Annotated in this window: 16 protein-coding genes; 2 read left to right on the forward strand and 14 right to left on the reverse strand. The window is 56.0% G+C overall.

Annotated elements, in window-relative coordinates:
• Positions 1-3 precede the first annotated feature (3 nt).
• From ACP26L_RS18680 to ACP26L_RS18695, 4 genes are all read right to left on the reverse strand, one after another.
• Positions 4-597 (reverse strand): TetR/AcrR family transcriptional regulator, encoded by a 594-nt coding sequence (locus ACP26L_RS18680; protein ID WP_426445308.1) that lies wholly within the window; start codon positions 595-597, stop codon positions 4-6.
• Positions 598-778: 181 nt separating this feature from the next.
• Complete coding sequence (locus tag ACP26L_RS18685) at positions 779-2176, reverse strand: (Fe-S)-binding protein (RefSeq protein WP_426445310.1); 1398 nt, start codon at positions 2174-2176, stop codon at positions 779-781.
• The gene (locus ACP26L_RS18690; RefSeq protein ID WP_426445311.1) at positions 2169-3584 is read right to left on the reverse strand and encodes an FAD-linked oxidase C-terminal domain-containing protein; all 1416 of its coding nucleotides are present in this window, start codon (positions 3582-3584) and stop codon (positions 2169-2171) included. The genes ACP26L_RS18685 and ACP26L_RS18690 overlap by 8 nt, the downstream gene beginning before the upstream one ends.
• Before the next feature lie 455 nt (positions 3585-4039).
• On the reverse strand, positions 4040-4879 hold the full coding sequence (locus ACP26L_RS18695; RefSeq protein WP_426445312.1) for an SPL family radical SAM protein: 840 nt from the start codon (positions 4877-4879) through the stop codon (positions 4040-4042).
• A 302-nt stretch (positions 4880-5181) separates the two neighbouring features.
• Between ACP26L_RS18695 and ACP26L_RS18700 the strand changes: the two genes are divergently transcribed.
• Positions 5182-6018, forward strand: coding sequence for an alpha/beta fold hydrolase (locus ACP26L_RS18700; protein WP_426445314.1), 837 nt, complete (start codon positions 5182-5184; stop codon positions 6016-6018).
• 76 nt (positions 6019-6094) lie between these two features.
• Here the strand turns inward: ACP26L_RS18700 and ACP26L_RS18705 are convergent, their stop codons facing one another.
• The 9 genes from ACP26L_RS18705 to ACP26L_RS18745 all read right to left on the reverse strand — a co-directional run bounded on the left by ACP26L_RS18705 (position 6095) and on the right by ACP26L_RS18745 (position 17548).
• Positions 6095-8299: an AAA family ATPase gene (locus tag ACP26L_RS18705; RefSeq protein WP_426445316.1), complete on the reverse strand. Its 2205-nt coding sequence runs from the start codon at positions 8297-8299 to the stop codon at positions 6095-6097.
• Positions 8300-8332: 33 nt separating this feature from the next.
• Positions 8333-8812 (reverse strand): DUF6530 family protein, encoded by a 480-nt coding sequence (locus ACP26L_RS18710; RefSeq protein WP_426445318.1) that lies wholly within the window; start codon positions 8810-8812, stop codon positions 8333-8335.
• Positions 8813-8863: 51 nt separating this feature from the next.
• Positions 8864-10267, reverse strand: a complete 1404-nt coding sequence (locus ACP26L_RS18715; RefSeq protein WP_426445320.1) for an MATE family efflux transporter — start codon at positions 10265-10267, stop codon at positions 8864-8866.
• Positions 10268-10383: 116 nt separating this feature from the next.
• Positions 10384-10851 (reverse strand): hypothetical protein, encoded by a 468-nt coding sequence (locus tag ACP26L_RS18720; RefSeq protein WP_426445321.1) that lies wholly within the window; start codon positions 10849-10851, stop codon positions 10384-10386.
• 488 nt (positions 10852-11339) lie between these two features.
• Complete coding sequence (gene abc-f / locus ACP26L_RS18725) at positions 11340-12821, reverse strand: ribosomal protection-like ABC-F family protein (protein ID WP_426445323.1); 1482 nt, start codon at positions 12819-12821, stop codon at positions 11340-11342.
• A 466-nt stretch (positions 12822-13287) separates the two neighbouring features.
• The gene (locus ACP26L_RS18730; protein WP_426445324.1) at positions 13288-14655 is read right to left on the reverse strand and encodes an LLM class flavin-dependent oxidoreductase; all 1368 of its coding nucleotides are present in this window, start codon (positions 14653-14655) and stop codon (positions 13288-13290) included.
• Between the two features lie 52 nt (positions 14656-14707).
• Positions 14708-15757 carry an aliphatic sulfonate ABC transporter substrate-binding protein gene (locus tag ACP26L_RS18735; RefSeq protein WP_426445326.1) on the reverse strand — a complete coding sequence of 350 codons (1050 nt, stop codon included), beginning with the start codon at positions 15755-15757 and terminating at the stop codon, positions 14708-14710.
• 23 nt (positions 15758-15780) lie between these two features.
• On the reverse strand, positions 15781-16701 hold the full coding sequence (locus ACP26L_RS18740) for a TauD/TfdA dioxygenase family protein (protein ID WP_426445328.1): 921 nt from the start codon (positions 16699-16701) through the stop codon (positions 15781-15783).
• Between the two features lie 259 nt (positions 16702-16960).
• Positions 16961-17548: a TetR/AcrR family transcriptional regulator gene (locus tag ACP26L_RS18745; RefSeq protein WP_426445329.1), complete on the reverse strand. Its 588-nt coding sequence runs from the start codon at positions 17546-17548 to the stop codon at positions 16961-16963.
• A gap of 298 nt (positions 17549-17846) precedes the next feature.
• Here ACP26L_RS18745 and ACP26L_RS18750 point away from each other — a divergent pair, with 298 nt between their 5' ends.
• On the forward strand, positions 17847-18638 hold the full coding sequence (locus ACP26L_RS18750) for an ABC transporter permease (protein WP_426454997.1): 792 nt from the start codon (positions 17847-17849) through the stop codon (positions 18636-18638).
• Between the two features lie 106 nt (positions 18639-18744).
• Here the strand turns inward: ACP26L_RS18750 and nikE are convergent, their stop codons facing one another.
• Positions 18745-19566 carry a nickel import ATP-binding protein NikE gene (gene nikE, locus ACP26L_RS18755; RefSeq protein ID WP_426445331.1) on the reverse strand — a complete coding sequence of 274 codons (822 nt, stop codon included), beginning with the start codon at positions 19564-19566 and terminating at the stop codon, positions 18745-18747.
• Positions 19567-19585: the final 19 nt, after the last annotated feature.

Here is a 19585-nt window from a genome sequence, read left to right on the forward strand (position 1 = left end):
GCCTTATCGGGACTTCAATATATCGATGATAAACGATGTGAAATCGTTCGCCTTGAAGGCAGACACGGTAGAGGGAATAGAGGAGCGGACACGCAAGCCGAAGGTCAGAAGAACAAACATATCGGCTGTTTTGTCCGCATCGACCGATTGGGGAATCACGCCGTGACGCTGGCCGGTTTGGATCCATAACCGAGATAAGAACACGGAGCGCTCATAGTACTGCTTCAGCGCCTCTGCGATGATCGGCTGTTCTTCTTTTCCCAGCAAATACATCAGCACTTTGTTCGTGGCATCTTGGGCATCTTCGTAAGCTGAAATACTCTCGGAGACCTTCTGCATGGGCTCTTCGAAGGTTAGCCTGCCCTGCTCCACTTCGTTCATAAAACGTTCGTGCGTCTCTTCAAGCCGCTCCTGGAGCAGCCGGACAAAGATTTCGTCCTTAGTCTTCACATAGTGAAAAATAGCTCCCTTTGACAAGCCTGACCGCTCCATGATGTCCTTCATCGTAATGGATTGGCAGCCTTTTTCCTGTACTAACTCTTTCGTCGTATCCAGCAGCAGTCTGATGGTTTGCTGTCTGCGTTCCTCTTGTTTCAAAACAATCCCTCCGAAGTGGTTCCTTCTAATGACGTAGGCCAACTTGATTCGTTATACACATTATATATACCGACCGTCGGTTTGTAAATGGACATTTCCATCTAAACGAAACAAAAAAGGGCCGCTCTTGTAACGAGCTCCCTTGAATTCATGGAACTATCGGGTGAACCGGTGAACCGGGTTATTCCTTCAGTGGAACCGGACCATCGGGCTTCCCTATTCTTTCGTACAAGAAATCCACCACGTGTTGGACTTCCATGTGACCGCCCGCGCCATGCTTCCTTACTCCCAGCTTCATCTGAAGCAGGCAGCCCGGGTTGCTGGTGAGTAAATAGCGGGCACCGGTTTGGCCCGCATGCTCCATCTTGTGCTCCAGAAGCTGCCCGGCCATCTCGGGCTGTGTCATGTTATATATCCCGGCGGATCCGCAGCAGCGGTCCGCTTCTTTCATTTCGACGAACCGGGCATGGGCTACCTGTCTCATAAGCTGTCTAGGTGCATCCGGGCTCTTCATCACGTTGCGCAAGTGGCAGGAATCCTGGTAAGTAATCGTCAACGGCTCGGCAGGGCTCGCACAGGTTTCCACAAAAGCCGGGATTCTGCCGCGCTCGAGCAGCAGCCGGCTGACGTCCATTACCCGGGAGGCGAACCACTCGGCAAGCCCGCGGTACTCGGGGTCTTCCTGCAGCAGATGGCCGTATTCCACGAGCAAAGCGCCGCAGCCGCCTGCGTTGGAGACGATATGCTCGATTCCCGCTTCATTGAAAGCATCCAGGTTCCTGCGGGCCAATACCCGTGCCTGTTCCATTTCTCCGCTGTGGGCATGGAGCGCTCCGCAGCATACCTGTTCCTTCGGGATGTACACTTCAAAGCCCGCTTCCGACAGCAGCTTCACTGTGTTGACATTCGTCTGTGAGAACAGGACATCCATGATGCAGCCGCGGAATAAAGCGACACGGGCAATCGGTTCTCCTTTGGCCGGATAAAGGGTTCCGAGCCGCTCGACCACGCCTTGAGCGGACGCCTCCGGCAGGATCTGCTCCATCTCGCGCATAGGCTGCGGAAACAGGCGCAGCATGCCGCTTCTTCTGGCCACCGTGCGCAGCCCTGACCTTTGGTAGAAGGAGAGCGATCTCCCAAGCCATTTCAGCCGTCTTCGATGCGGAAAGATACCCTTAAAGAAGAGCCGGCGAAGGCCGGTCACGGGAATGCTGTGCCTCGTATGATCCTCTATCGCATCGCGGGCCTGCTCCATCAATTGCCCGTACTTCACATCGGCCGGGCAGACCGGCTCACATGCCCTGCAGCCCAGACAGTGATTCATTTGATCCTGGAACGCCTGGTCCGGATCCATGATGCCGTCGGCTACCGCCTTCATTAATGCGATTCTTCCCCGCGGGGACTCCGGCTCCACGCCGGTTTCCTTGAAGGTTGGACACGCCGGCAGGCAGAATCCGCAGCGCATGCAGTTGGTTAATTGATCGTAGTCGAGCTTCAGGTGCAGCGCCTTCGCCAGCGGATTGCTTAGCTCTACCGGCGGCTTCTTCTGGAGCCCCACCCCGGTATATGCATCAGGCACGGGTCATCACCACTCTTTTCCTCGTCTCTTTTGCGAACATCTTGCCCGGATTGAGCAGGTTGTGCGGGTCGAATGCTTGTTTGATTCCGCGCATGACGTCCATCCCCGCCCTTCCGACCTTCCATTCCAGATACGGAGCTTTGACCATGCCTACGCCATGCTCACCGGTGATGGTTCCTCCCAGCTCGATCGCCGCTTCAAAAATCTCTTGGAACGCTTGCTCCACACGGTGGACTTCCTCCTCATCCCTTGCATCCGTGGCAGCCGTAGGATGGAGATTGCCGTCCCCCGCATGTCCGAAGGTAGCGATCGAAACGTTGTATTTTTGGGCGATTTCATTGATGCGCAGCACCATAGCGGCAATCTGGGAACGGGGAACCGTCGCATCCTCCAGAATAGTCGTCGGACGCAGCCGTGCAAGCGCGGTGAAGGCGCTGCGCCTTGCCGTTACCAGCTTCTCCGCATGCGCCCGGCTCTCCGCCACTTCGATCCGATCCGCCCGCTCTGCCTCGCAGATCTCCCGGATCCGCTCCATGTCGCGCTCGACCGCTTCCGGGTCTCCGTCCTGCTCGATCAGCAGGATCGCCTCCATCTCCCGCGGAAGACCCAGCTTGGCGAAATCGTCTACGACCCGGATGGTTGGGTTGTCCATGAATTCGAGCGTCGCAGGAATAATCTTCGCTTCAATGATCCGGGATACGGTCCTTGCCGCTCCATAGAGATCCATGTACATGGCGGTCATGGTCATCTTGCTCTTGGGCGGCGGGATCAGCTTTAAGGTGGCCTCCGTGATGATGGCGAGCGTCCCTTCGGAGCCTACCAACAGCTTGGTCAGGTCGTAGCCGGCGACATCCTTCATCAGCTTGCCGCCGGTGCGAAGGATCTCGCCGTTTGCGAGCACCGCCTCAAGGCCAATGACATAATCCTTCGTCGTACCGTATTTCAAGCCCCTGAGACCGCCCGAGCACTCCGCGATGTTCCCTCCGATCGTGGAGATCCGCATAGAGCTTGGATCCGGCGGATAGAACAGTCCGAGCGACTCGATATGTGCGATAAACTCGGCGGTAATGATGCCCGGTTGCACCTTTGCCGTCAGATTCTCCATATCGATATCCAGGATCCGGTTCATCCGGTGCATCACCATCACGACCCCTCCCTGGACTGGAACGGTGCCTCCGCATAGATTGGAGCCGGAGCCGCGGGTGATGACCGGTATGCGGTGTGCCGCAAGGAGTTTGAGGATCTCCGCTACCTGCCGGGTATGTTCCGGATAAATGACGCCGTCCGGCAGGCTTTGGAGCATGGGCGTGCCGTCGTATGAATGGGTGACCAAAGCTTCCGGGTCATCGCGGTAGTATTTCTCTCCGACAAGCTGCCGAAGCTTTCGGGTTAGTTCCGGATCCAGCATGGCTGTTGTCTCTCCCTTACTATATATCTGATGAGAAGAACAGCCCTCGTCATGAGTAGGGACGAAGGCTTCTCAACGAATCTCATTCACAATTTTTCATACGGCTTCCACTGGGATCGGGGAGATACTTTCCCCTGCCCCGGCCAAGGTCTGGTCGTAACTCATGAGGAAGAATGCTGCAGGACCGCACCCCAAATATGCATCAGAGAGCTCGTACTTGCCGGCAGACGGAGGGACTGCGGTCCTATGGGGATTCTCTTCTCCACCGTCTGCTTCTCCATGCGAAAATCATAGCATGGCACTATTTGGAATTATATAGGTGTATCCTGCTTAAGTGCCGGAAGGCCGTGCAGGGATTCCGCTTCGCTGAAGTCACGAACCAAAAAACAGCGGCGAACGGGGACACATATGGCCCTCGACGCCGCTGTTTGATGTAATTGATTCGATTTTGAGGGTCAGCGGCGCTGCGGGAACGCTTCATCTTTCGAAACGTGAATCATCTCCTCGGGGAACGTCTTCTTGAAGTACTTCTCAACTCTGACATGGATATCCCTTCGGTACCAATCCGAGAGCCCGTGTGCCTCGAATATAGCTGGCATTCCGAGCCGGTCTGAACGTTTGCCCATCGAACCGTCGCCGATATTCAGCGTATCGATCCAAATCCGGTCCACGATGCCATCCAATCGTTTGGGGAAATCAGGGGTAAACGGCAGCACCGGAGAAATGGCAGCCTGTGCCTTGATCCCGGCTTCATGGATTTCTCGCAGTGCGTTTAGACGAAGCTTAATACCTGGGGCGTACGGAGCAAACATCCGCTTGATATCCTCCCGGTCGGTTTCGATCGTTATGGATACGAGGACATTACATTTCTCTTTTAATCGGAGGAGTAAATCGATATCCCTTGTAATGAGCGGACTTCTTGTCTGGATCTGAAGGAGATCAGGCGGATGCTCAATCATCGCCTCCACAATCCGCCGCGTAATCTCCGCCTTCCGTTCGAGCGGTTGATAAGGGTCTGTCGCTGAGGACATGAAGAGATTTACCCGTTTATTCTTTTGACGCAGCTTGATGATTTCTTTCCGGTAATTGTCAGCGGCATTCGTTTTGATGTCCACCCATTCGCCCCAGGGAAGCTCTTTGAACCTTTGAATCGGCATTTCTCTTACGTAACAATACTTGCAGGCAAAGGCGCAGCCGCTGTACGGATTCAGAGAATGGGTGAATCCGATATCCAGGTAACCCGTGGCTTCACTTAGAATGGTTTTGGCTAGGATGTTTTTGATTTCAATGGACATTCGAATCTCATCCCTCCCGGGTAGGATCAGGATTGAAACATATGGAGAAGGAAACCGCCGTTCGCTGTCGTAAGAAATCTGCAGGCAGCGGCGTCTCCTCTTTGCTTTATATCAAAAAACAGCGCCGGTGTATAGTTTCGCTCTGATGCACAGCAGAAGCATTCTTCTTCCAGGATTGGCGGCATGCCGGCTCACCTATAGAAGATATGAATGCCAACTATAGAAATATGGGGGTTGATATCATTTGGTATAAAAAGATAAAATTGGTTCAAAGCGCTGCTTTTGGAGAGGAGAGATTGAATATGGCTTACATAACGGTGGCAGAAGAAAATGCAGTTCCAGTAGAAATCTATTACGAGGATCAGGGTACAGGGAAGCCGGTCGTGCTCATTCATGGCTGGCCGCTGAGCGGACGCTCCTGGGAGGCTCAGGTTCCGGCTTTGGTCGAAGCCGGTTATCGTGTTATTACTTATGACCGCAGGGGCTTTGGCAAGTCGTCCCAGCCATGGAACGGTTATGACTACGATACCTTCGCGGCCGATCTTCATCGGCTCATCGAGCACCTGGACCTTCGCGATGTGACCTTGGTCGGGTTCTCGATGGGCGGAGGCGAAGTGGCCCGGTATGTAGGCACTTACGGCAGCGAACGGGTGAAGAAAGCGGTGTTCGCCGCATCGGTTGTCCCCTATTTCTATAAGTCGGATGAGCATCCGGAAGGCGGGCTTGATGAAGCGGCCATTCAATCGTTTCAAGCCGGTATCAAAGCAGACCGGATCGCCTTCCTCGAATCGTTCACCAAAAACTTTTTTGCTGCCGGCGGCCGGACCGATTTGGTGAGCGAACCGTTCCGTCACTACAACCTGGAGATCGCGTCTTTCGCATCGCCCAAAGGAACCTTGGACTGCATCGATGCCTTTGGCCGTACCGACTTCCGGCAGGACGCAGCGAAGTTCAATATTCCGACACTGGTCATTCACGGGGATTCCGATGCCATCGTCCCGGTCGAGGTCAGCGGCCAAAGAGCGCATGACCTGATTCCAGGCAGCCGGCTTGTCGTGATCAAGGGCGGCCCGCACGGACTGAATGCGACACATCCGGAAGAGTTCAATGCAGCGCTGATTGAGTTTTTAAGAGACTAAGCCCTTAAAATGAAGACCGTGCCCAAGGGCAAGGGCACGGTCTTTTTCATTCGTATGATTCCGAATTCACGCAGCGTCACAGATACCGGGCAACCATCCGAACCAGCTGCGCCGGCAGGTCGCTCAGATTGGAGATATCCACATACCTCTCGCTCCCGTAGATCCGGTGAATCACATCCTTGTCCTGGCCGATGGCGGCTGCAAGAAAACGGACACCCTTTCGCTCATATTCGGCGATGGTCATCTGCATGTCTTGAATGGCATAGCCGCCGGTATAATCATCCATGGCTTTGGGCTGCCCGTCACTGAGGCTGATCAGTAATTTGGATTGCTGCGCGGCGGATGCTAACCGTTCCGCCATAATGCGGAGAGCCATGCCATCGCGGTTATTGCTTCGGGCCCGAATCTCCATAAGACGGAAGCGGTCATTGCCATCCCATCGCTCAAAGTCGGTATAAGCATACATGGACATTTGCTCCAGCTTGGAGACGTCGGCCGTATCTCCGTAGATCAGGATGGGAATATGGCACAGCTGACAAAATTCATACACAGCGGTCACAGCCCGCTTGGCCGCTTCCAATCGCCCAAAGGCAGACATGGACGCGGATTCATCCACCCGGAGACCTACCACCAAGGCAGGCTTCTCGGAGGGAGGGCGTTTTTTGGCAAAATAGCGGAAGTCTTGATAGGCGGTGCGTTCCGCCAAAAATTGGGTCCCATAATACTGATTCCGTGCGAAGTCGGAAGAAATCTCATGCTCGAGAAGCGGGAGTGCCTTTCTGGCGATTTCCCGTACGACAGGCATGAGCTCCTTGCTTACACGAGCATATTCCTGCTGGGACTCGGGCGTATAATCCGGACGGTGAACGACGAGTTTCACTTTCCCGTGGACGGACCCGGCCGCCACCGCCCTTGCATCCCGGTTCAGCTTCTTACGGAATTCCCGCTCCTGCCGTATCGTTTCCTCCGGCATGGGTTCAGGGTTAGCCTGATGATAGAGGGGGGCGCCCTGCTCTCCCTGGTCCGAAGCGGCCATATAGGTGGAGTCATCGGGAGCCTCGGAGGTGCTTTCCTCGCTATCCGCAGACTTCTTTATAGCGATTCCCAGCTCCCCGCTCTCGGTGTCCGGATCCGAATCGTCGACCGTACCCCAAGTTTGGATTTCAATCTCGTCTATTGTACTTTTTTTTTTACGTTCCGTTTCCGTCTGGTCTAAGACAGCCAGCAAGCCTTGGCTTCTTAGTACCTCTTCCAGAATCTTGATTTCCTCCGAGTCGGTTGTGATCTTATAGATGACTTTATGGTAAAGGGATTCATGCATGGAAGCCCCTGCGGCCACGGCATCCGCCCAGTAGAAAAAGGAACGCATGCCTGCCACACCCTTGATCGCATTCGCGCGGGCAGTCTTATCCAGGAGGATGATGATATCCGCCAAGACGTCCAGCACTTCTTCATCGGTATAACCGGTTTTGGCCCTCGCTCTCTCCAGCATGACGGGCTTGGCCGGCAGATCCATCTTCTCGGTGTGCTGGACTCTGTCGCGCAGCGATTCATTTAACGGCCGGGTCCCCGCATAGCTTCGGTTGGTCGTGATGACCGCTATGAAATCCGGGTGCCGGCGTATCAGCTCCGTTGGCAGGTTGATGCTGCCGTCGAGCTCCAAGGCCGAGTTCAGCGCCATTAATACGGCGGCATCGCGGATCACCGTTGGCTCCTGGATCTCCAGCAGATACCCATGCCGGTAGGCTCGGACGATCTCCGAAGGGTAGAATCGATAGGAAACCACCTCTTCCTCTTTTTGTTGGGTTAGCATGGCGTATAATTCCTTGACCTTCAACGCAGCCTGTTCCTGGGGAATCCCCAGCACGCTCGTCAATATCTCCGATGCGCTTTGAAACCCGTCGCTGTCATACAAGGCCTTCAATACGGTCTGCTCCGCGGGCTCCATCTGCTCCAGCCGCTCCTGGGAAATAACGGGCAGAATAGAGCCGATGATATCGGATTTATCCATATCGGCAAAACAGGTCACTTTCGTATAGGGCAGCCCGAACTCCGCCGACAAGGCTTTGGCCAGCTGGGTTTTACCCGAGCCCGCATCGCCCTCCAAGAGGATATTGGCGATTTTCATCTCCCCGCGGTGCCAATTGCGTTTGATTTCCCGGCAAATCCGCAGCTCTTCCTCACCTGCCTTATGGGATAAAGGCTTCTTCCAGATCATTTCCTTTTCCGTATCCGTCAGCTCTCTTGCAGGAGACAATACATAAGCTTTCTTCGTAGTCATTGGTGCTCACCTTTCCTCCATACTTGTTCAGGGTTAGTACCCCAATTCCTCGAGAAGCTGGGACAAGATGCGAAGACGTTCTCCGATCATCTCTCCATCTTCATTCAGAGCCTGGGCGAACCGCTTCAGATCCTCATCAATCATGGGATTGTCCGTGCATACCGATACGTTCATCGCAGCCCCCTGCAATCCGATCCGGTCGATCATGGGGTGATCCGGATCGTACAGCTTCGGTAAACGGTAAGCCTCCTGAAAATGCAAACTGCTTCTGCATATCAATACAGCCAGATCAAGGACGCGGTGCAGGGGAAGCACTTCGGAATGCGGTGAGTCCAGTTCCCCTGTATCCCTCCATACAGCTGCCGAGAGTTCTGCCTTTCCCCGCTCATTCCGATCGGTCAGCCCCAGGGATATTCCCTTGGCATCCGTGTTTCGGGCATAGCGGCCGTCCACCTGCTCGTAATTGTCCGATACAATAACCGGTTTTTGCTGCAAAGCTCTTGGTATATTCATTCGATTCACACACTCCTATGGTTTTCTTCTTGGATCTTTCTTCTTAGATCATCAGGAAAGTTCACTGCCAAGCCCTTGGTTTCGGGTCCCCTGCTCCCTACCCGGGATGTCTTTGGCCCAGCGGCCCCATCCGTAATAGAACAAGCTTGACAGGGTGGTCACGGCAAAGCTGATGACGATGGCATACCAAACCCCGTCTAGGCCAAGTTCCGTACGGGCCAGCAGGCCGGCCAGCGGGATTCTCACCACACACAGGGAGATGAGCGTGATGATGAGGGTGGACAGCGTCTTTCCAGCACCGTTCAGAATGCCGTTCGATACATAGAAAAAGATAAAGAACAGATAGCCGGCTCCGACAATTCTCAGATACCTTAGGCCGGCCTGGATGACGTCCGCTTCTTTTACAAACAGGCGCATGATCGTTTCAGGGAAGAGGACGCATACGGCAGAAATAGCGAGGATAATGGGGATATTCATGAGAATCCCCCACTTCAGAATGGACTTGATCCGCTCGGGCTTCCCTGCTCCGATGCTTTGGGCCGTCAGCGTGGAAACGGCCATCATCATGGCCATCGCCGGCATGGCCGCGATCGAGTCCAGCCTGCTCGCGACCCCGAAAGCGGCTATGGAGGCCGCACTGAACGAGGTGACAAACACCGTAATGAAGCCATATCCCATCGAAACCAGCATTTGCTGAGCAAAGGAAAGCAAACCGATCTTGACGATTTCCCCTACGATTGATTTGTCCAGCGCCAGTCCGGTGGGATTGATCGGCTCTTGTTTGTACTTGCGTTTCATATAAAGCAACCCCGTGAGGAGAGCCGTGCCGGAGGAGAGCAGTGAAGCCAGCGCCGCCCCGTTCAGCCCAAGCTCAGGCAGTGGTCCTGCCCCAAGGATGAGAAGCGGATCCAGCACGGCATTCAGTACCGTAGAAAGAAGGATACACACCAACGGGATCATGGTATCGCCAATCCCCCTGAGGATGGAAGAAACGAGAAATGACAAGTACATCCCGGCAGAGCCGACCAGCGTCAGCTTGAGATACCCATCTGCCAGCGGCATAATCTCTGCCGGCGTTCCAAGCCAGCCCAGCAGCGTTTCGGACAGCAGCAGGCCCGCTGTCATCAGGACCAGGATGATTCCTATCCCCATAGACCACGAGTTATTTACAATCTGCTGGATCCTGGCATAATCTTTGGACCCGTAGGCTTTGGACACCAAGATCGAAGTGGCGAGCGTCGCTCCGGAACATAGGGCAACGACGGCAAGAAATACCGGAAAGCTCACGGCAACGGCAGCGACGGCATCCTGGCCCAGCAGGTTGCCCACCCAAATCGCGTTAATAACGCTGTAGCCGGTAGACAGCAGATTGCCGATGAGGATCGGCAGGGCAAATTGCAGCAGGAGCTGGGGTATGCTCCCTGTGGTCAAATCTTTTCCAAAGTGTTGCTTCATTGCGCTTCCTCTTTTCTGGGTTATGGTGCGGCTGAGCCTCCAAGAATTGACTTGATTGTAAACCCATTTATCATGTAAGTCAATTATTAAAATAGATAAATAACTAATTTGTCTATTTATAAATAGACGATAATGATAAAATGTATATTGTTATACTTCTCGAGGATAGCTTGTCCAATAGAAAAAAGGGCCGCCCGGTGGCAGCCCCTAGTTTTGGCCCGGGCCGCCCGCAGGCAAACCCGGCTTACGGAATGAGTTAAACAATGATGGGGCACGGTTACGATGGCCTGCGAGACCGTTTGGTTCCCTGCCTGATCCAGCGCGGTGTAGGTAACGGTATACGTACGTCCACTGCCCCGGCCTGCCCGTTCTGCCCGCAGCAGGAAGCGGGTATCCGCCGTACCGTACTCGGCCTGCTGAATATCTTCTGCGGTATCCCCATCGCCCAGGCTGTTATCCGCTTCGCTGCTCACGACGGAAGTGAGCACCACGGATGCAACGGACGACTGGCTGTCGCCGGCATATACGGAAGCTGTGACGGATACCATCTTGTGGTTGGCCGGCTTCAGCGCAGCAGGGTCCAAGCGGATGGTCAGCTCGGGAGCGGTCTTGTCGATCCGGACTTCCGCAGCATGCGCCTCTTCCTTGTTCCCTGCATGGTCGACGCTCCAGTAAGTTAACCGGTGGCAGAAGGAACTGAATTATCATCCCAACTACCTGGCCAAATGTATGCTGAAAATCTACGGTGTCACGCTAATGGCTTTCCTGCTGCAGTTTCGCATCGAGCAGTCCAAGCGCCTCCTGGTTCAAACCGCGTGGCCGGTCGCACGCATAGCGGAGGAGTTGGCTTCCTGCATCTCTCCCACTACTCCACCTGCTTCAGCAGGAAGGAAGGGCTCTCTCCCTCCGCTTCCGGAGCAAATTCACGAAGAATCAGTAAGGCGCCATGCTTTACAAAAAAAACGCATTCGTCAGGGACGAATGCGTTCATGGGACGCTGGAAGGCTGTATCCTTACCCACTCTTGACGTTCGCAATAAACCGCAAGCGGATCACTGCAGCCGCCCTCACGGTCAGCCGAGTTCAATCGTTTTGGTGGCGACCCGGTCGCGGAATTCCTGATCGTGTTCCACGAACACAAGAGTCGGGGCGTACTCCAGCAGCAGCTCCTCGATCTGCATGCGGGAGATCACATCGACGAAGTTGAGCGGTTCGTCCCAGACATGCAGATGCGCCTCTTCGCACAAGCTTCTTGCGATGAGCACCTTTTTCTTCTGCCCGCCGCTGAACGCCGCCATGTCCTTGTCGAACTGGGTCCGGGAGAAATCGAGCTTACGCAAGATGGCTTTCAATAAGCTTTCATCGACACCGTGCTCCGCAGCATAGTCCGAGAGCGAACCCTGCAGGTGGGAAGTATCCTGGGATACATAGGTAACGCGGAGCTGGGGCTCTCTCCGAAATGTGCCTGCGTAGTGCAGCTTCTCGCCGCAGAGCAGGCGAAGGATGCTCGACTTGCCCGAACCGTTCGGACCGGAGATCGCAACCCGGTCTCCCCGCTCGATCGTCAGGCGGATCTGCGGACAAACCGCTTTGTCCCCATAATAGATCGTAACGCCGTCAAGCGCGGCCAGCTCGGATTTGGGATAATCCAGCTGGGAGATGGCCAGGCTCTCGGCCTGCTCGATATTCTTCAGCAGCTTCGACTTCGCTTCCACAGCGTTGTGCTGCCGCTGCTCAATGGATTTGGCGCGCTTCATCATTTTGGCGGCTTTATGCCCGACATATCCTTTGTCCAGCTTGGAGCCGGAGTTACGTGTACCGTTTTTCGACTTTTCGATCTCGTCGGACCAGCCGCTTGTACGCTTGGAGGAGGCCGACAGCCGCTGAATGTCTTTGTGCAGCTTTTCATTTTGCGCCAGCTCGAAGGCGTCCTGCCGCTCTTTATTCGTCCACCAGCTGGAGAAGCTGCCTTTTTGGATCTCGATATTCGTTTTGTTGATCGACAGGATATGGTCGACGCACCGGTCGAGAAATGCGCGGTCGTGGGACACCAGAATAAAGCCGCGCTTCGTGTTCAGATAATCGCCCACAAGCTTGCGGGCATGCAGGTCGAGATGGTTGGTCGGCTCGTCGATGAGCAGGAACCGGTTGTCCTGGATGAAGAGCGCGGCAAGCAGCACCTTCGTCTGCTCGCCTTGGGACAGCGAGTCGAAGGGCCGGTACAGCACGTCATCCGACACCTTCAGCAGGTTCAGCTCCCGCATCAGCTTCCAGGGCTCATAGCCTGGAACCGCCTCTTCGACGACATCGACGGTCAAATACTCCGGATGCTCGACAGGAAAGGGAAAATAGTCAAACTCGACGGGCGCGGAGATCGTGCCGCTGTATTCGTACTTCCCCTGGAGCAGATTCAAAAACGTCGTTTTGCCCCGCCCGTTGCGCCCGGTGAAGCCCAGCTTCCAGTCCGTATCGATTTGAAAATTCACTTTATCGAAAATGGGGTCATAGCTGCCCGGATAGGCAAACGTGAGATTGGATACCTGAATGGCGGTCATAGCGGTCATCCTTTCGTATGGAAATCAAAAGAGCCGCAAGAAAGGTGCTTTCTCGCGGCTCAAATCCATACGGAAAAAAGTCCGGTCCCGTAACAGGGGACTGGAGGTGTCCGGATCGAGAGCGCAGAGTAAATGCAGGCCTTTCTTGCAGAAGACGAAATAAAACGAGCGCAGCCGTTCGCTGAGTGCGTTCCATTCGTGATCTTACAGCAAGAAAGTTCTACATATATCCGTTCCACTCCCGTCATCAAAATTACATCCAGTTTACCATAAACCCAATGGGTCTACAACCCGTGTTCTGCTGTCAGCGCGGCCGGCTTCCCTTGGAATCCCCTCCTGCCGTCTCGAAACGGAAGTCGGCTTACGCCTTAGTAAGGCTGCTAAAACGGTAACTCTTCATGGAAAAAGGGCTGGTTTGGAAAGGAAGCAAAGCGCCAAGGCTGCAGACCGGCAGCAGGACCGCGGTCTATCTGGCCCCGCTGCTCTCCGTCATCCTTGCCCGTACGGCCGGATGAACTGGCCTGGCAAGACCGAGTCTGTCACGGAGTGTCGTTCCTTCATATTCCTTACGGAACAGGCCCCGCTTCTGCAGCTCCGGCACCACAAGCTCTACAAAGTCATTCAGCCCGCCGGGAAAATACGGCGGCATGATGTTGAACCCGTCCGCTGCGCCGCTGACGAACCATTCCTCGAGGGTGTCGGCAATCTCGGCCGGCGTACCGGTCAGTTCCAGGTGCCCGCGCCCTCCGGCGATCCGCTGATACAGCTGACGTATCGTCATCCCTTCTGCGGCCAATGCCTTCACAAGCTGATGGCGGCTCCGGCCGCCGTTCATCTCCTCCACACCGGGGAGCTCCGGCAGCGGACCGTCGACATCGTAGCCGGTCAGATCCATCCCGAGCAGCGCAGACAGCAGCGTGACTCCCGCTTCGACAGGAACCAGCGAGTTCAGAGCCGCCCTCTTGTGCTCCGCCTCCTCTCGAGTCCGGCCGATGACCGGGAAGACTCCCGGCATGATGAGCAGGGAGGCGGGAGAGCGGCCGTACTTGGCTGCCCTGGCCTTCATATCCGCGTAGAAGCGCTGCGCTTCCCGGAGCGCGGGCCATGCGGTGAATATCACTTCCGCCGTCCGCGCCGCCAGCTCCCTGCCCGGCTCGGAGGCTCCAGCCTGCACGACGACCGGATGCCCTTGGAGTGGCCGCGGGACATTCAGCGGTCCCATGACCGAGAACCAGGGGCCTTGGTGGTTCGGCGGATGCGCTTTAGCCCGGTCGGCGTACTTGGCCGACGCCTTATCATAGAGGAAGGCGTCATCCTCCCAGCTGTCCCACAGGCCGGTGACCGCCCTCACGAACTCTTCGGCCCGCTCATACCGCAGCCCATGCTGCAGGTGGGTCTGACCTCCGAAATTCATGGCCTCCTCGTCATACTTGGAGGTCACCACGTTCCAGGCCGCACGTCCGCCGCTCAGATGGTCGAGCGACGCGAACTTGCGGGCAACATGAAACGGCTCATTATAGGTTGTGGACGCCGTGGCGGCGAGACCGATATGCTCGGTGACCGAGGCAAGCGCGGACAGCAGGGTGAGCGGCTCGGGGCGGGCCGATACGATCTGCTCGATCGCAGCGGGGTACCGGTTCGAGACCGAGTAGCTGTCCGCAAGGAAGATCATATCGAACCGGCCGCGTTCGGCCGTTTGGGCGAGCTTCTGATACAGCTTAAGGTCCATCACGGACGAGGCTTCCGCATCGGGGTGCCGCCATGCAGCAATGTGATGCCCGGGGATCAAGAAGAAGGCGCCGAGCTTGATTTGACGATGCTGGGTTGTTTCCATCACGTTTTGTTCCTTTCTCCCTGGTGTTACTTCAATGTGTTACTTCAATGTGTTACTTCAGAGCCTGCTGGACGAAGGTATCGTTGACCGCTTCCTTGAATGTGACCGGCTTCTTCAGGAAACGGTTCTCGAGCAGAATATCCGCCGTAGCCTGCTGGGCCTGCAGCGCCTCCGGGGTGTAAGCCGACAAACGGGTGGCACTGCGCTCCAGTACCGTCTTGAGAATGTCCGGCGGAAGCTTGGTATGCTTCGAATAGATCTGAGCAGCCTCCTCCGTATTCGCATTCTGCCAGTCGAGCGCCTGCTTGAAGAGCTTTAAGTACTCTACGACCAGCTCGGGATGCTTCTTGGCAAAATCGGTGTGGGCGATCATCGAGACCGGCGCGAAGATCTCCAGGCCCACAGGAAGAGCCTTCGCTTTTTTCTGCTGTACATTCACCGTGACAAAAGGATCAATGGTCACCCAGGCATCCAGCTTGCCCGCTTCGAATGCGGCTTGGGCATCCTCGTAAGACAGGCTGATCAGCTTCACATCTTCCTGTTGGAGGCCGCTCGCCTGCAGTGATTTGACCAGGTACACATGGGAGGTCGTCCCTTTGGCGACGCCGATGGTCTTCCCCTTCAACTCCCCGACCGAGGTGATCCCGCTGGCGGCGGGAACCAGGATCGAGTTCAGCTGCCTGCCTTCGCTGAGGAGGCCGATGACCTCAAAGGGCAGCTTGTTCGAAGCCCCCGTTATGGCCGCTCCGTCACCGAGGAACGATAGGTCGACCCTGCCGGATACGACGGACTCGAGCAGCGGCGGACCACCGGAGAACTGGCTCCATACGACCTCCGCATGCTGCTTCTTGAAGGCTTCCTCCAGCCAGCCCTTCTCCTGCGCCAGCAGAAGCGGGTTCAGACTGCCGTTAATAGCCACGTTCACCCGAACCGGACTGCCGGCCGGATCGCCGGCGGCTTCCGCCTGGCCTGCGGCTGGATTAGCGGTGCCTTGGCCGCCTCTTTGCAGCCCTTCCTTGGAGTTGGAGCACCCTCCTGTTACCAACGCAAGAGCGAGGACAAAGGGAACCACCCCCCTGAATCTCTTCGTTACAGCAGCCATTGCTTACTGCCCCTTCCTTTTTTTTAATACGGCCGGTCCCCTGCGATGGAGATCCGTTCGGCCACTCGGCGGTTAGGGAAATAGTCCGACACCGCATAGTGCTGCGTCGCCCGGTTATCCCAGAAGGCGACCGAATTCGGTTCCCAGTGGAAGCGGACCTGATACTCCGGGATGTGCGCCTGCCGGAACAGGTAAGCGAGGAGCTTCTCGCTTTCCTCCGCCTCCAGCCCTGCGATGCGGACGGTGAACGCGGCATTGACGAATAAGGTTTTGCGTCCGGTCTCCGGATGCGTGCGCACGACGGGGTGCTCTGCCGCCGGGAACTCCTCCTGCTTGGCTTTCAACTGCTCGGGGGACAGGAAGCGGGAGAACGCCGAAGTGAAATCGTGGACGGCCGTCAGTCCGTCGAGCTGCCTCTTCACCTCTTCCGGCAGATTATCGTAGGCCGCAGCCATATCGGCCCACAGCGTATCTCCCCCAAGCGGCGGCACTTCGGATAACCGGAGCACGGAGCCCAGAGCCGGCTCAAGCCGCCAGGTCACATCGGTGTGCCACACATTCTCATTGCCCGTCATGTTCGCATTCTTCTCGAACCGGGTCACTTCCTCCGAGCTGCCCCGGGGAAGGAACGGATGCTTCTCCAGCTCTCCCCACTGCCTGGCGAACTGCAGCTGCTGCCCGCTCGTAAGGGATTGATTACGGAAGAACAAGACCTTCCACTCCAGGAAGGCGCGGTGCAGCTCAGCCTTCACCTCGGGGGTAAGCTCGCCGCCCAGATCCACTCCCTCGATCTCCGCCCCGATGATCGGGCCGAGCGGTTTCACCTTGAACAAGGTGTAAGGCCGCTCCTCCACATCATCCGGCAGCCGCTTCAGGATCCGGGCACCTGCCTTAAGCTCTCTGGCCGGGAAATAGCTTCGCGATTCAACAGCAGCATGGCTCATGTGTTATTCGCCTCCAATAATTAAGTAAAAGTCCATAGGAATAGTCGGTTAATGACATGCAAAAAGACTGCACAAAACAAAGATCAGGCTTGTGCCGAATCTCTGGTTGTCCAGTCGATTGTCAGCTTGAAGGGGAGACAACCCCGGGGGAAGCTCATTCACAAAATGATTAATAAGTCATTCTGTTGTGTGAACAAATATTATCAGGCGGGATTGCACGCTGTCAACCTCAAATTCCAAAAGGAATACTATGGCCGGTTCAAGGGCCGATCATCTGCATCAGCAGTTCGATGGTCTCCTCCCCCACCGGAGGATGTCCGCGCATCTCCAGCAGCATCAGGTTCTGGATCAGCGTTCCGAACAGGGTAGCGAGCTGCACGGGATCGCCTGCCATGACCGTACCGTCCTGCTGGCCCTCCTCGATCAGCTCGATGAGCAGACGCCGGTTAGCCCCGGCCCGCTCGCGGATGATCCGTTTCTCCTCGTCGTTCAACTGATCCGTAAACAAGGCCTGCAGCAGCACAAGGTAAATGTCCGCACTTCGTTCGTTCGGCAGAGCCTGTCTGGCGATTTGGCGGAACTTGTCCGCCGCTGTTCCTGCCATTGCAAGCGCTCCGCGCAGGATGGAACCGTAGCTGAGCTGCCCGCGTTCGATCACGGCAAGCAGGATCTCCTCCTTGGACTTGAAGTAATTATAGACATGTCCGTGGCTTAGTCCCGCTTCGGCAGCGATATCGCTGATCTTGGTAAGCACCCCTTGACGGGCAAAGAGACGGGCGGCCGCGTCCAGGATCTGCTTGCGGCGTTCTTCGCGAAGCTGTTGATCGCGCACTGGATTCCGTGGCATAAGTGTGTAACCTCCTGCAGGTTCAATACATTCGACTATCCAAGTGTATCAGAGCGTGGCGGCACGTACCACCAAGGGAAGTACGGGGATTGACAGGGAATGATATCGGGTGCTAACATAATCCACAACATGACTATTAAGTCAGTTTGTAACTGGATCGACTAGACCAACTGGAGATTCGGCAGGCGTGCTTCACGCCACCGGTCTCTTTTTTTTGCGAATTCATGTCAACAAGAAGGAAAGGAAATGAACCATGGCACAATCTATCGCTGAACTAAAAAAAAGCCGCGTACGGCCGATGCAAGGGGAGCGTAAACGATTCACGGGAACCTCTTGGCGGCTAGGGATCCGGGGAGCGCTGCTCCCCCTCCTCATCCTCCTGCTGTGGCAGCTTCTCAGCTCTTCCGGCCTGATCTCGGAGCGGATGTTCTCCTCCCCCTGGCTGATCCTGAACCAATACGCGGAGCTGATCCGCTCCGGGGAGCTTCTGCATTATCTGCGTGCCAGCATGGTGCGCGCCTCCCTCGGTTTTGTCCTCGGCGGCAGCTGCGGTCTGCTATTGGGGCTGTTCGTCGGCATGTACCGCCCAGTCGAGGAAACCGTGAATCCCACCGTGCAGATGCTGCGGACCGTCCCGTTGCTGGCCATTACCCCGCTGTTCATCATGTGGTTCGGCTTCGGAGAGCTGTCGAAGGTGCTCCTGATCTCGCTCGGCTCCTTCTTCCCCCTCTATGTCAACACGTTCCTTGGGATACGCAATGTGGATGCCAAGCTCTTCGACGTGGGCCGGGTGCTGGAGTTCAGCCGGTTCGACCAGATCACCAAGCTCGTTCTCCCTGCGGCGCTCCCGAATATTCTGCTGGGCATCCGTCTCTCCCTGAGCATCGCCTGGCTCTGCCTTGTTACAGCCGAGCTGCTGGGTTCCGACACCGGGGTCGGCTATATGATCCAGGATGCCCGCGCCTTCATGCAGACGGATGTCGTATTCGTCGGCATCACCTTGTTTGCCCTTGTCGGCAAGCTGTCGGACTCCGTTGTCCGTTATATGGAGAGTCGGCTGCTGCGGTGGCAGGACAGCTATAAGGGGTAACCGCACCGCTGCCCGAATCCTGTTTGCTCAGCCGCGGCATCAGGTTCGGTTCCCTATCAAAAAAACGTGCCCACACGTCTATCGTGTTCGGGCACGTTTTGCATAATCATGTTCTCGCAGACATGCGTTCCTTGGAACGATACCTTGGATGCTCCGACAGCATCGATCCCAGCAGGCCTTTTACAGCGGGGTGGGAAGACAGCAGAAACTGCTCCTTTTGCTCACAGTACTCGGCGATCCGACCCTTCTCCATAACCGCCAGGGCATCGGAGATCGTGTAAGCCGCCTTGATATCATGGGTAATGAACAAATAGGATAGGCCGAAGCTGGATCTCAGGTCATTGAGCAGATGCAGAATATTCGTCTGATGCACCATATCCAGGCTGCTTACCGCTTCGTCCAGTACGATCATCTTCGGTTTTAAGGCAATCGCTCTCGCTATATTGATCCGCTGCAGCTGGCCTCCGCTGAATTGGTGAGGATACTTCCCCATGTCCCCGGAGCTTAACCCGACGCGCTCCAGCAGCTCGCCCACTACCCTTTTTTGCTCCTTCACCGACAAGTTCTCGTAATTTTCGAGCGGCTCGCCGATGATTTGTTCGGCCGTCATCCTCGGATTGACCGAGGAGTAACAATCCTGGAACACCACCTGGAAGTCCCGGCGCAGCTGTCTGCGGGTCTTGGCATCAAGCGCATACAGATCATGTCCCTGGAACAGAACCTGACCTTTCATCGGTTGTTCAAGCCCGAGAACAACCCTTCCCAGGGTGCTCTTCCCCGCTCCGCTCGCTCCCAGCAGCCCAAGGCATGTCCCTCCTTCGATCCGGAGCGATACGCCCGACAGAACCTCCGCGGCCGCCCGGGAACGTCTGAAGAATCCGGAAGAGGAGTAAGCATGAGTAACCTCGTTCACTTGAAGCAATGTCATTAGACTCACCTCTTTCCAG

Source organism: Paenibacillus sp. S-38 (genome assembly GCF_049942825.1).
GTDB lineage: Bacteria > Bacillota > Bacilli > Paenibacillales > NBRC-103111 > Paenibacillus_G.